This window comes from Jiangella asiatica (assembly GCF_004349065.1).
In the GTDB taxonomy this organism is placed as follows: domain Bacteria; phylum Actinomycetota; class Actinomycetes; order Jiangellales; family Jiangellaceae; genus Jiangella; species Jiangella asiatica.
Genome location: NZ_SMKZ01000028.1, coordinates 1 through 10,602, shown reverse-complemented (window position 1 = coordinate 10,602; position 10,602 = coordinate 1). Strand labels below are relative to the sequence as shown.

General features: G+C 68.4%; 16 protein-coding genes, 2 tRNA genes and 1 pseudogene. 10 read left to right on the top strand and 9 right to left on the bottom strand.

Translation table 11 applies throughout. The annotated features are described in order from the left end of the window. The first annotated feature begins 12 nt into the window (after positions 1 to 12). Positions 13 to 1,485, top strand: coding sequence for an FAD-dependent oxidoreductase (locus E1269_RS18810; RefSeq protein ID WP_131897314.1), 1,473 nt, complete (start codon positions 13 to 15; stop codon positions 1,483 to 1,485). Positions 1,486 to 1,744: 259 nt separating this feature from the next. Here E1269_RS18810 and E1269_RS18805 read toward each other — a convergent pair whose 3' ends face one another. From E1269_RS18805 to E1269_RS18795, 3 genes are all read right to left on the bottom strand, one after another. Beyond that, positions 1,745 to 2,152 carry a hypothetical protein gene (locus E1269_RS18805; RefSeq protein ID WP_131897312.1) on the bottom strand — a complete coding sequence of 136 codons (408 nt, stop codon included), beginning with the start codon at positions 2,150 to 2,152 and terminating at the stop codon, positions 1,745 to 1,747. Between the two features lie 61 nt (positions 2,153 to 2,213). Next, positions 2,214 to 2,468, bottom strand: a complete 255-nt coding sequence (locus E1269_RS18800; protein ID WP_131897310.1) for a hypothetical protein — start codon at positions 2,466 to 2,468, stop codon at positions 2,214 to 2,216. A 302-nt stretch (positions 2,469 to 2,770) separates the two neighbouring features. Beyond that, positions 2,771 to 3,067 (bottom strand): DUF1330 domain-containing protein, encoded by a 297-nt coding sequence (locus tag E1269_RS18795; RefSeq protein ID WP_131897308.1) that lies wholly within the window; start codon positions 3,065 to 3,067, stop codon positions 2,771 to 2,773. A gap of 100 nt (positions 3,068 to 3,167) precedes the next feature. On the opposite strand from E1269_RS18795, the gene E1269_RS18790 reads away from it, so the two are divergent. The 6 genes from E1269_RS18790 (at position 3,168) to E1269_RS34025 (ending at position 6,596) form a co-directional block, all read left to right on the top strand. After that, the gene (locus E1269_RS18790; RefSeq protein ID WP_239000958.1) at positions 3,168 to 3,560 is read left to right on the top strand and encodes a winged helix-turn-helix transcriptional regulator; all 393 of its coding nucleotides are present in this window, start codon (positions 3,168 to 3,170) and stop codon (positions 3,558 to 3,560) included. A gap of 65 nt (positions 3,561 to 3,625) precedes the next feature. Continuing rightward, the gene (locus E1269_RS32985) at positions 3,626 to 3,862 is read left to right on the top strand and encodes a hypothetical protein (RefSeq protein WP_203433878.1); all 237 of its coding nucleotides are present in this window, start codon (positions 3,626 to 3,628) and stop codon (positions 3,860 to 3,862) included. Then, complete coding sequence (gene nadC / locus E1269_RS18785; RefSeq protein ID WP_338033580.1) at positions 3,763 to 4,431, top strand: carboxylating nicotinate-nucleotide diphosphorylase; 669 nt, start codon at positions 3,763 to 3,765, stop codon at positions 4,429 to 4,431. The genes E1269_RS32985 and nadC overlap by 100 nt, the downstream gene beginning before the upstream one ends. A gap of 55 nt (positions 4,432 to 4,486) precedes the next feature. Next, on the top strand, positions 4,487 to 5,320 hold the full coding sequence (locus E1269_RS18780) for a PhzF family phenazine biosynthesis protein (RefSeq protein WP_131897306.1): 834 nt from the start codon (positions 4,487 to 4,489) through the stop codon (positions 5,318 to 5,320). A gap of 56 nt (positions 5,321 to 5,376) precedes the next feature. Then, positions 5,377 to 6,126, top strand: coding sequence for an HAD family hydrolase (locus E1269_RS18775; RefSeq protein ID WP_131897304.1), 750 nt, complete (start codon positions 5,377 to 5,379; stop codon positions 6,124 to 6,126). Between the two features lie 116 nt (positions 6,127 to 6,242). Beyond that, complete coding sequence (locus tag E1269_RS34025) at positions 6,243 to 6,596, top strand: ATP-dependent DNA ligase (protein ID WP_338033579.1); 354 nt, start codon at positions 6,243 to 6,245, stop codon at positions 6,594 to 6,596. 255 nt (positions 6,597 to 6,851) lie between these two features. On the opposite strand, the gene E1269_RS18770 is transcribed toward E1269_RS34025, so the two are convergent. Further along, positions 6,852 to 6,924 (bottom strand) — tRNA-Lys (locus E1269_RS18770). A 122-nt stretch (positions 6,925 to 7,046) separates the two neighbouring features. Between E1269_RS18770 and E1269_RS18765 the strand changes: the two genes are divergently transcribed. After that, entirely contained in the window at positions 7,047 to 7,361 is a 315-nt protein-coding gene (locus tag E1269_RS18765) for a DUF3467 domain-containing protein (RefSeq protein WP_131897302.1), read from the top strand. A 1-nt stretch (position 7,362) separates the two neighbouring features. Further along, positions 7,363 to 7,740 carry a DUF3592 domain-containing protein gene (locus tag E1269_RS18760; RefSeq protein WP_162606496.1) on the top strand — a complete coding sequence of 126 codons (378 nt, stop codon included), beginning with the start codon at positions 7,363 to 7,365 and terminating at the stop codon, positions 7,738 to 7,740. A 69-nt stretch (positions 7,741 to 7,809) separates the two neighbouring features. Here E1269_RS18760 and E1269_RS18755 read toward each other — a convergent pair whose 3' ends face one another. After that, positions 7,810 to 7,983 carry a CsbD family protein gene (locus E1269_RS18755; protein ID WP_131897298.1) on the bottom strand — a complete coding sequence of 58 codons (174 nt, stop codon included), beginning with the start codon at positions 7,981 to 7,983 and terminating at the stop codon, positions 7,810 to 7,812. Positions 7,984 to 8,057: 74 nt separating this feature from the next. Continuing rightward, positions 8,058 to 8,531, bottom strand: coding sequence for a MarR family winged helix-turn-helix transcriptional regulator (locus E1269_RS18750; RefSeq protein WP_131897296.1), 474 nt, complete (start codon positions 8,529 to 8,531; stop codon positions 8,058 to 8,060). A 103-nt stretch (positions 8,532 to 8,634) separates the two neighbouring features. Between E1269_RS18750 and E1269_RS18745 the strand changes: the two genes are divergently transcribed. After that, positions 8,635 to 9,192, top strand: a complete 558-nt coding sequence (locus E1269_RS18745; RefSeq protein WP_131897294.1) for a YceI family protein — start codon at positions 8,635 to 8,637, stop codon at positions 9,190 to 9,192. Positions 9,193 to 9,537: 345 nt separating this feature from the next. On the opposite strand, the gene E1269_RS18740 is transcribed toward E1269_RS18745, so the two are convergent. The 3 genes and pseudogenes from E1269_RS18740 to E1269_RS32360 all read right to left on the bottom strand — a co-directional run. After that, positions 9,538 to 9,613: transfer RNA gene (locus E1269_RS18740), tRNA-His, on the bottom strand. A gap of 67 nt (positions 9,614 to 9,680) precedes the next feature. Then, complete coding sequence (gene orn / locus E1269_RS18735; protein ID WP_131897413.1) at positions 9,681 to 10,301, bottom strand: oligoribonuclease; 621 nt, start codon at positions 10,299 to 10,301, stop codon at positions 9,681 to 9,683. A 39-nt stretch (positions 10,302 to 10,340) separates the two neighbouring features. Beyond that, positions 10,341 to 10,602, bottom strand: a pseudogene (locus E1269_RS32360) (hypothetical protein); the annotation flags it as partial.

Sequence of the window (10,602 nt, the reverse complement as noted above, 5' to 3'; positions counted from 1 at the left end):
CGAGGTTGGTCGATGCACAGCAATGAATGGGACGTCGTCGTGGTCGGCGGCGGCGCGGCGGGGATCGCCGCCGCACTCTCGGCCGGCCGAACAGGAGCACGGACGCTCCTGATCGAACGAGCCGGCTTCGTCGGCGGGGTGTCGGCGACGCTGCCGTGGCTCGGATTCCACGATCAGAGCTACCGGCGGGTCGTCCGCGGCCTGGCCGGCGAGTTCGTCGAGACGCTGGCCGGCGCCGGGCACGCCTCCCCGATCACGCTCGACCCGAAGTGCGGCTCGCTCGCCGCCGTCCACTCGCACTATTGGAAGATCCTGGCCCTGCGGCTGCTGCGCGAGGCCGGGGTAACAGTCCTCATGCACGCCGTGTTCGTCGACACTGTCAGGTCCAACGACCGAATCACCGGCGTCGTCATCGAGTCCAAGTCCGGCCGCGAGACCATCACCGGGCGCGTCGTGATCGACTGCTCGGGCGACGGCGACGTCGCGGCGCGCGGGGGAGTGGCCTGGGAGAAGGGCCGCACGAGTGACGGGCTGGTGCAGTCGCCGACCCTGGTGTTCCGCCTCGGCGGCATCGAAAACGACGCCTTCCGCAAGGCCTGTCAGGACCCCGCGTTCAAGTACCGCGAGTGGCTCGCGCCCTACCCGCGGCTGTTCGCCCAGATGGCCGAGAAGCTCGAAACGGTCGACACATACGTCCTCGGCGGCTTCGCCAGCGTCATCGAGCGGGCACGTCGCGCCGGCGATCTGAACGTGCCGCAAACCCGGATCGTCGGGGTGAAGCTGCACACGCGGGAGACGCCGCACGAGCTGAGCGTGGTCATGACCCGGGTCCTCGGCCTCGACCCCACCGACGTCGACTCACTCAGCGAAGCGTACGCGCGGGTCTACGAGCAGGTCCCCGAGCTCATAGGCTTCTTCCGGGGCTACGTGCCCGGCTGCGAGCGGGCCTACCTCGTCGAGATCGCGCCGATGCTGGGGATCCGTGAATCGCGCCGGATCATGGGCGACCACGTGCTGACGGCGGACGACCTCGTCACCGGCGCGCGCCACGACGACGACGTCGCCATGGGCGGCTACCACATCGACATCCACCGGCCCAGCGGAAGTTGGGTCAGCTCCACGAACGTCCGGGCATACGGCATCCCCCTGAGGGCGCTCATCGCTCGCGACGTTGACGGCCTCATGATGGCGGGCAAGTGCATCTCGGCCACGCACGAGGCCATCGCCTCGACGCGTGTCATTCCGATCTGTATCGCCGAAGGACAAGCGGCGGGCACGGCCGCCGCCCTCGCGGCCCTGTCGCGACGCGACCTTCGCTCCGTCCCCGTCGCTCAACTCCAGGATGCGCTGGTCGCGGCAGATGCCGAACTCGGACTGGACGATCTCGAGCGACACCCCGACGCGGACTCGTGGCCCGAGCTGCCTCTCGAGGAGACCAATGTGACTCCCGACGCCGTGCTAGCAGACTCGGCATGGCTCACCTGAGCACCAAGATCACTTCGACCATTGACAGAACATCATGCGCGAGATCCCCGTACCCACTGCTGGCGTCTCCGTGGTGCCGTTCGTGGTGCGAAAGGCAGTGAACAGGGGTGGCTCCAGGCGTGTGGTGCGGCTGTCTAGGGACTGTTGTTGCTGGTAGTGGCTGTATGAGGTGCTGTCGTGCAGCCTTACGAACCAGTGGTCGTAGGTTCGAAGCGCACCGCGTTCACCCCGGTCTGGCGTGTTGCCGAACGCTTCAGGCTCAGTGATCTGGGGTCAGCACGAGCAGGGCTGTCTCATCGTCCCCTGTGAACTGCCAGTCCACGCGACCACGACTGTCCACCACGACGAACCATCGCGACGCCCGCCGCGGCAGGTAGTCGACCAACAGTGTGTCGTCCGGGCGGTGAGCGTCGACCCGCGGGGAGACGGCCTCGTCAGCTACGAACGTGCCGCTGCCCTCCAGAGTGACCGTGGGCGCGTGGTGCTCCTCGATCCAACTCCGGCGCTCCTCAATGAGCCCTTCCACGTCCGGAGGCCACACCGCCCGCCACCTCTCCCATACGTCCGGGTCGAGCAGCCGTTCGCGCCGGCTGGTGGTCACGCGGCCGTCCACACTGACGGTCGTGGTGAGCACGACACGTGGCCGCTGGGAACCAGGTCCAGTCATGTCCCCGAAGGTAGCCTCAACACGCCCTGGTGTGTCAGTGACCAGCACTCTCTTCCGCCCGCTAGCCGAGCGCTTCAACCAGCACATCCACGCCGATGTGCGTGCGTCGAGCGGATCGACTGGGCCCCGGGTCGCCGGTCAGGCGCGACCACTGTCGCGCATCAGCTGGCGGACGACTGTCGCGCATCACCCGACGGAGGACACTCACTCGGCTCCAGCTCGTGGCCGGTTGGCCCAAAAGGAAAATCAACGTAACACGCCCCATGGTGTGGCGCGGGTTCGCGGCGATCAGCTCGTCGTGGAAGGCGGTCTCCATGACCGTTGCGTGCCGTAGACACGTGCGCCCGCGCCACCGCCGATCGGACCTCGCGCGTCCTTGCCGGTTGTCACCCTGGCCCAAGGGCATTGAGCAGCATTGAGAGGATTGGCTGCCGAACGTCGGCGCGCCCTGCTCGCCGAGGCCGCTCGCGTGCGTCTCGCCGCGCTGGCGGCGTGCTGCCGTGTGAGCTTTGACTCGTCTGGTGTCGTGGACGGCGGTGTTTGGGCGGCGCGTACCACGGTCTGCGTCCTGCGCACCGCCGCCCACCTCCGCGTTCGTCGCCGACGCAGCCTCGATCGTCAGTCGAGGCCTTCGACGATGCGGAAGTCGCGCTCCAAGCCGTCGGGGAGTTCGGTCAGCGCCTCCTGGTAGGGCGCGCTCGCGCGTGCGGCGACCGCCTGTTCGAAGCTGTCGAACTCGATCAGGACGACGCGCTCGGCGATTCCGGCCTCGTGTGCGTCGACCCGGCTGCCGATGCTGGCGAGCACCCGCCCATCCGCGGCCGCGACGGCTCGGCCTGCCAGCTCGTTGTAGACATCAAGCCTCTTGGGGTCATCGATGGTGGGGTAGACGCTGACCCAGTAGCCCTTGGGCATGGAACCTCCAGTTGAGATGAGTGCTTCGAATTCCGAAGCACAGTCGCGATGTGCGACACTACTGCTTCGGAATCCGAAGCACAAGAGTTGACGGAGAGTCATGAACCCGTTGCCGACGCCCATGCCGGGCCGGCCGGTCCGCGGTTCCACCACGGGCCGATCGTTGATGGCGGCACTGGACCTGTTCGGGCGCCGCTGGACTCTGCGCATCATTTGGGAGCTGGGGAACGAGCCGCTCGGCTTCCGGCTGTTGCAGCGGCGCTGCGACGGCATGTCGTCAAGCGTCCTGCGGCAACGGCTCACAGAGCTCCAAGAGGCTCGGCTCGCCGAGGTGCTGCGCGACGGCAACTACACCCTCACCCCGCTCGGCCACGACGCCCGCGAGGCCCTCGGTCCGGTCATCGAGTGGTCGCGGCGGTGGGCTGCCGAGCTTGCCGACGCCCCGCCCACTGCCGCCGAAGATGCCGGCGACGGCCAGTGCCACCGGTTATGACAGCGGTCCGCGCGCGGGACACCTCAGATTTCGGCTCGTAACCACAGGACTGGAGACCACAGACCATGACAGAGTTCGCCTCACAGGCGGCGCGAACCGCCGTCGCCGGTGCCCTGGCCGAGGATGAGTCGGGCCAGGACGTCACCACCGCGTGGAGCGTTCCCGATGGCCTGGCGGCCGTGGCCGAGATCCGCGCCCGGCAGTGCGGCATCGCCGGCGGTCTCCGCGTGGTCGCCGAGGTCTTCGCCAGGTCGACTCCGAGGTCACAGTGGAAGCGCTGGTCCCCGACGGCGCCCGGCTGACCGGCGACGATGTCCTGGTGCGCCTGTCCGGCTTGGCGCGCAGCCTGATCACCGGGGAGCGAACGGTGCTGAACTTGCTGCAACGCATGTGCGGCATCGCGACGCTCACCGACCGCTACGTCCAGGCCGTGGGCGGGACCGAGGCGCGCATTCTGGACACCCGCAAGACGGCGCCGGGCCTGCGCGCCCTGGACAAGTACGCGGTGACCGTCGGCGGCGGCCGCAACCACCGGCTCAACCTCGCGGCGATGGTGCTGCTCAAGGAGAACCACATCGCCGCGGCAGGCGGCGTGACCACCGCGATCGACGCGGTCCGGCGCGAGATGGCGCGCACCGGGCACGAGGTGGAGACCGATGTCGAGGTGCAGACCGTTGAGGCCCTCGATGCCGGGTCCCGCTGGATCATGCTCGACAACATGCCGGTGACCGACATCGAAACGGTCGTGAGAATCCGGGCCGAGCGTGCCGACGCCTCCCTGATCCTGCCGGAGGCCTCGGGCACCGTCCGTCTGAACAGCGTCCGCGCCATCGCCGGGACGGGAGTCGACCTCATCTCGGTCGGCGCGTGACGCACAGCGCGCCCGCGCTGGACCTGACGATGCTGCTGACGACCGACACGGTGCCATGCCCGAGGTAGTGGTCATCGACGCGTGTCTGCGGGATGGCCGAGGCGGCAGCCCGACCGCGGTGGTCGAGGAGACGCCCTTGAGCGACGATGAGCGTCGCCGCATCCCGCTGATGACCGGTGCTTCCCACGCCGTTTTCGTTGCCGCTGGCGAAGGCCGGGCCGCACTGCGGTTCTTCACCGCCGAGGGCGAACTGCCGGCATGCGGGCACGGGACGATCGCCGCCCTCGCCTTCCTCGCCGGGAATCAGCGCTTCCGCGGTGTGCTGCGCACCGCCGCCGGCGTCTTCACCGGCTGGTCCCAGAATGAGGGGGCGCAGCTTCGCGCCGGCTTCGAGACCGGGCCCGTCAAGTTTCGCGAACCGTGCCCTCACGAGCGCCGACCGGTGCTGGCGGCACTGGGCATCGCGCCGGATGACGCCGTCGCCGGAGCGCGTATCGCTTCGATCGGGCGCGAGCGAATGCTGGTACCGCTCGGGTCCCGATCGGCGCTGGCGGCGCTCGAACCGGACTTCACCGGGCTCCGTGTCGTCTGCGACCGGCTGGGGCTGCTCGGTTGCTACGTGTACAGCCGCCCCGACAGCGGCGGTCGTCTGGCAGCGCGCATGTTCGCGCCCTCGATCGGCGTCGAGGAGGACATCGCCAATGCCAACAGCACCGCCTGCCTTGCCGCCCTGCTCGCCGGACAGGGCCTCAAGTCCATCACCGTGGATATGGGCGATGCTCTCGGGAGCCCCGCCGCGATCACCGCGGCCGCACCGGCGGGCGCGCGCGCCGGGATCCGCCTCGGCGGTACCGCGATTGTCAACCGCCGCGACACGTTGGCGCTCTGATCGGGGCCGAGTAGCATTCCGCAGGTGATTCTCCTCAGCCGATCTTGTTGTCGCCCATGAGCGGTCGCTATCCGAACGCCATCAGCGGTGACCGGGGGATCGCCGCGGTGTTGTGGGACGTCGACGACACGCTGTTCGACCATTCGGGTGCGGAGCGGCTCGCGGCGCTCGAACACCTCGCGTCCGAAGGGCTGCTGGAGCGGTACGGCTCCGAGGAGGAGGCCGCCGCGCACTGGCATGAGGTGTCAGAGGCGTACGTGCGGCGCTATCTCGACGGGGCGTTGACCTTCCAGGACCAGCGGCGGGAGCGGGCGCGCGCCCTCGCGGGCCGGGCGTTCACCGACGACGAGGCCGATGCCTGGTTCGGCGGCTACTTGGGCGCCTATCAGCACCACTGGCGGGCGTTTCCCGACGCCGTCCCGGCACTGGACGCGCTCGCCGCCGGATACCGGCACGGGGTGCTCTCCAACAATGCCGCCTTCCAGCAGGATCAGAAGCTCCGCGCCCTGGGTATCCGCGACCGCTTCGAGGTGCTGGCCTGCGCCGAGGAGCTCGGTGTCGCCAAGCCCGCGGCCGCGGCGTTCCATGCCGCCTGCGCCGCTCTCGACCTGCCGCCCGAAGCGGTCGCCTACGTCGGTGACCTGGCCGACAATGACGCCCGGGCGGCCGACGCCGCCGGACTCACCGGCATCTGGCTCGACCGGAGCGGAACCGAGCCGGGTCCAGACGGCCCCATGCGGATCACCTCGCTCGCCGAGCTGCCCGCGCTCCTCGCCGAGCCGCGCCGATTCGGCCGAGCCGCCTAATCCCCGCTCTTCGGCGGCAGCGGGCATTGTCGAACCGGTCCCGTGCCGCCTGCACGTCGTCCAATTGGTCTCCGCCCATGTCTTGATCGCGAGCATGGCGGGCCGGCCCCGTCGACTTGGCCCCGGTAGCCAGCGGCGCAGCCGTTCCCACTGGTTATCAGTCAGATCCCTGCGTCACGCTCGACAATCGAAGCCTCCGGTCAGCTGCTGTTGCAGCACAACAGATTCAACTGGAGGCTTCCTCAATTCCCAAACACGGCCTAGTCCGGTCAACATGTCGCGCTCTGGCCCGCGTGCGCGACGGCGCATTCAGACTGACCAGCCGCAAGTTGCGCGATGTGACGGGCAGCTATCCAGAGCTTGATCGCTTAGGTACGGCGCTCGCCGGCCACCAGTTGATCCTCGACGGGGAAATCCTCGCGCTCGACGCGGCGGGCGGCCCAGCTTTCAGCAGCTTCAGCCAAGAATGAACCTCAAAGCCGTCACGCCTCAGCTGCTGCGAAGCATTCCGATCTTCTACATGATCTTCGCGAAGAGAGGATCGGTCGAACAGGTACACCAGGCAGATCGCAAACGTAGAGCGCGATCACTGGCGCAGCTGCTGACGAGCGTTGGCCAACTGCTCGCGGGATAACCAATCCGGGGGGTAGGTGGGGGATTCGGGCCCCCAAGACGACGAAGCGGCGGGCCCGCAGGGGCTCCGCCGCTGGTCAGATATTTGCAAGTGCGCCATCAGGGACTCGAACCCCGAACCCGCTGATTAAGAGTCAGCTGCTCTGCCAATTGAGCTAATGGCGCAACGACGCTAGAGCGTACCATCGGCGGCCCGTGGCGATGAAATCGCAGGAGGTCGCTGCGGATCGCCGGCCGACGATCTCGATGCGTGGGTGCCGGTGATCGCGGCGCCTAGAGTAGGCGGCATGGCCAACCAGCCCGAACGCCGCGAGTACGACATCGAGATTCCCGCCGACGTCGAGCCCGGCACGTATGCCGACTTCGCCTCCATCTGGCACACCGCCGACTCCTTCGTCCTTGACTTCGCCGTGCTCAAACGGCCGCCGAAGCCGACAGTGGCCGACGACGGCAGCCGAGTCGTGAAGGTGCCGACCCGGGTGGTGACGCGCGTTCGGGTGCCACCGAGCCAGGTGTTCGAGATCATGAAGGGTCTGGAGAAGCAGCTCAGCATGTGGGAGCGCAGCCACGGTGTGCGTCGACGCTCACCGGAAGACTCCTGACGTGGACAACGTGCTGCGGATCGTCGTCGGTATCGCCGGCCTGGTCGGGGCCGGCTGGTCGGCGTTACGGGTGCTGCGGACCAGGCGCGACGGGCGGCAGGTCGACGCCGTCGTCACCGACTCGAAGCTGGTGCACCGGGCCGGCGCCCAGGGCTCGCAGAGCAGCCGCTGGGTGTCGACGGTCCGGTATGAGGACGACGACGGCGCCGAGCGGGTGTCGTCGCTACCGGGGAAGTACCAGGTCGGCGACGCCGTCCAGGTGGTCTACCTGCCCGGCCGGACCGAGCAGGTGTCGCGGAAGGGCGGCGGCTCGTACGGGGAGGCATTCGCGATCCTCGGCGCCACGGCCGGCGCGATCGCCGTCACCCTGCTGATGTAGCGCATCGCGTCCCTGACGCGGACCCGCCCCCGCTGGTGGTCGCAGCGGGAGCGGATGGCCCGACGAAGGTCAGTGCTTGAAGGCATCCTTCACCTTGTCGCCCGCCTGCTTGAGGTCGGACTTGGCTTGCTCGCCCTTGCCCTCAGTCTCTTTGCCCTCGTCGTCCGTCACCTTGCCGTAGGCCTCCTTGGCCTTGCCGGAAAGGTTCTCGGCGGTGTTCTCGAGCTTGTCATCAGCACCCATGTCGGCTTCACCTCCGTGAGCTCGTCCTGACCATCACGTACCCAGCCGCGGTGGCCTCACACAGGGTGGGCGGATCAGGACGGGCAGACGTCGTTGGCCTCGACCCTGGCGATGACACGCTGCGAGATGCCGGCCAGGGCGTCGACGTCGTCGGCGGTGATGGCATCGAAGAAGAGCCGGCGGACGGCGTCGACATGCGCGGGCGCGGCGGCCTCGATGGCGTCCCGGCCCGCGCCGGTGAGCACGACGAACGCGCCGCGGCCGTCGCTGAGGCACTCTTCGCGGGCCACCAGCCCGCGCCGCTCCATGCGCGTGACCTGGTGCGAGAGCCGGCTCTTCTCCCAGCGCATGACTCTGGCGAGCTCGGAGACGCGCAGCCGCTCGTCCTCGACGTCGGTGAGGTGGACCAGCACTTCGAAGTCGGGCAGTGACAGGGTGGAGTCAACCTGGAGCTGCCGGCTCAGCGCCGCGCCCAGCACCGTGTTCATGCGCAGGTAGCCGCGCCACGCCCGCTGCTCGGCGTCGTCGAGCCACCGTGTCTCTGCCATGTCTTCGATTCTACGGAATAGTTGACACGTCATCCAAGTTGGATAATCTGTGACGCGTCAACTAAACAAGTTGACCACGGCCCCCCGCAAGGAGATAGGAACCATGACCACGACGACCGAGTTCAACCAGCTGACCGGTGACTACACGCTGGACACCGCCCACACGCGGATCGGCTTCGTCGCCCGCCACGCGATGGTGACGAAGGTGCGCGGCGCCTTCAACGAGTTCGAGGGCACCTTCTACGTCGACGGTGACGACCCGAGCAGGTCGACCGCGAAGGTCGTCATCCAGGCTGCCAGCATCGACACCCGCAACGAGCAGCGCGACGGTCACCTGCGCACCAACGACTTCCTCGAGATCGACACCTACCCGGAGATCACGTTCACCTCGACCGCGGTCGAGCAGGTCAGCGAGACGACGTTCCGCGTCACCGGCGACCTGACCATCAAGGACGTCACCCGGCCGATCAGCATCGACTTCGAGTACGAGGGCGCCGCCGTCGACCCGTTCGGCAACGCCCGCGTGGGCTTCGAGGGCTCCGTCGTCATCAACCGCAAGGACTTCAATGTTACGTGGAACGCCCCGCTCGAGGCCGGCGGCGTCCTGGTCAGCGAGAAGGTCACGCTCGAGTTCGAGGTCTCGGCGATCAAGTCGGCCTGAGGCCGCCGCCGTCAGACCCTTCACCGACGCCGCGTCCGGGACATTCCCGGGCGCGGCGCCGTCGCGTCATTGCGGCGATCGCCGCAATGACATGCAATGGCGTGCGCGCGGATGCCGCCTCCCCATGATCATCAACGGTTGGCGACTTGGCTCGCAATGGTCTCGCAATGAACCGGAGCAAATCGGACGCGCGCGTGGTGATTCCGTGTGCCAAGGACCGCGATCGCGTCCGCGGAACAGGCCATCGCGGTCCGACGGTGGAATCGAGGTGGCGACCGCGACGGCGTGGGAAGCACCGGAAGACAATCGGTGCTGGTCAGAGATCCTCTGACCAGCACCGATGAATGGGGTGAGTGACGGGACTTGAACCCGCGACTTCCTGGACCACAACCAGGTGCTCTACCAGCTGAGCTACACCCACCATGGCGCCGTGACCGGGCACGGCTGAACAAGTATACGGTGCCCGAGCGGGTGCTGGTGCACGGGCGTCAGCCGGCGTTCTCGTCGGCCGGCTGGGCAGTGCGGGCGGCGTTCATGACCGAGACCGCGGCGGCGCGAGAGCTGGTGCTGTCAGGGCCCGGCATCGGCACGAACACCGTCTGCCGGTAGTAGCGCAGCTCGTCGATGGAGTCCTTGATGTCGCCGAGCGCCCGGTGATTGCCGGTCTTCGCGGGGCTGGCGAAGTAGACGCGCGGATACCAGCGCCGCACCAGCTCCTTGATCGAGGAGACGTCGATGTTGCGGTAGTGCAGCCATTTCTCGACCTCGGGGAGGTCGCGGGCGAGGAAGAGGCGGTCCATGTGGACGGTGTTGCCGGCCAGCTGCGCCTTCGACGGCTCCGGCACGAACGCGGTGATGTACTCCATGACCATGGCGCTGGCCTCGTCGAGCGTGACGCCGTGCGCGAGCTCGTCGAGCAGACCACTGGAGGTGTGCATCGTGCGAACGACATCGTTCATGGCCGCCAGTGCGTCGTCGGGTGGTCGGATCACCACGTCGACGCCGTCGCCGAGCACATTCAGCTCGGCGTCGGTGACGAGCACGGCCACCTCGATCAAGGCGTCGCGCTGCAGGTCGAGCCCGGTCATCTCGCAGTCGATCCACACCATACGGTCGTTGCTCACGCCCACAACCCTACGGTCTCGCGCCTAGCGCCGCCTGCGACGTCGCGCGCTCGGGCGCCCGTGGTCCGGGTCCGGGCCCGGCCGCGACGACACCATGACGAGCACCCCGACGACCACCGCCGCGCCGACGACGACCGCGGCCGCGTGCCACCACGGGCGCCCGTTCGCGATCAGCACGGCGACCGCGATCGCCGTGGCCAGTGCCCCGTAGACGGCCAGCTCGGTCACCGACGGTCCGGACGGGACGGGGGAGCGGCGCACGGAGCGCCGGCCGGTCTCGTCGGGG

Excerpts from the sequence above, each read along its gene's own strand:
- E1269_RS18780 (WP_131897306.1), top strand. The coding sequence starts at position 4,487 with ATGCCCGAGGTAGTGGTCATCGACGCGTGTCTGCGGGATGGCCGAGGC.
- E1269_RS18755 (WP_131897298.1), bottom strand. The coding sequence starts at position 7,983 with ATGGGTGCTGATGACAAGCTCGAGAACACCGCCGAGAACCTTTCCGGC.
- E1269_RS18775 (WP_131897304.1), top strand. The coding sequence starts at position 5,377 with ATGAGCGGTCGCTATCCGAACGCCATCAGCGGTGACCGGGGGATCGCC.
- E1269_RS18805 (WP_131897312.1), bottom strand. The coding sequence starts at position 2,152 with ATGACTGGACCTGGTTCCCAGCGGCCACGTGTCGTGCTCACCACGACC.
- orn (WP_131897413.1), bottom strand. The coding sequence starts at position 10,301 with ATGGTGTGGATCGACTGCGAGATGACCGGGCTCGACCTGCAGCGCGAC.
- E1269_RS18800 (WP_131897310.1), bottom strand. The coding sequence starts at position 2,468 with ATGGAGACCGCCTTCCACGACGAGCTGATCGCCGCGAACCCGCGCCAC.
- E1269_RS18765 (WP_131897302.1), top strand. The coding sequence starts at position 7,047 with ATGGCCAACCAGCCCGAACGCCGCGAGTACGACATCGAGATTCCCGCC.
- E1269_RS18795 (WP_131897308.1), bottom strand. The coding sequence starts at position 3,067 with ATGCCCAAGGGCTACTGGGTCAGCGTCTACCCCACCATCGATGACCCC.
- E1269_RS18810 (WP_131897314.1), top strand. The coding sequence starts at position 13 with ATGCACAGCAATGAATGGGACGTCGTCGTGGTCGGCGGCGGCGCGGCG.
- E1269_RS18790 (WP_239000958.1), top strand. The coding sequence starts at position 3,168 with ATGAACCCGTTGCCGACGCCCATGCCGGGCCGGCCGGTCCGCGGTTCC.
- E1269_RS32985 (WP_203433878.1), top strand. The coding sequence starts at position 3,626 with ATGACAGAGTTCGCCTCACAGGCGGCGCGAACCGCCGTCGCCGGTGCC.
- E1269_RS18745 (WP_131897294.1), top strand. The coding sequence starts at position 8,635 with ATGACCACGACGACCGAGTTCAACCAGCTGACCGGTGACTACACGCTG.
- E1269_RS18750 (WP_131897296.1), bottom strand. The coding sequence starts at position 8,531 with ATGGCAGAGACACGGTGGCTCGACGACGCCGAGCAGCGGGCGTGGCGC.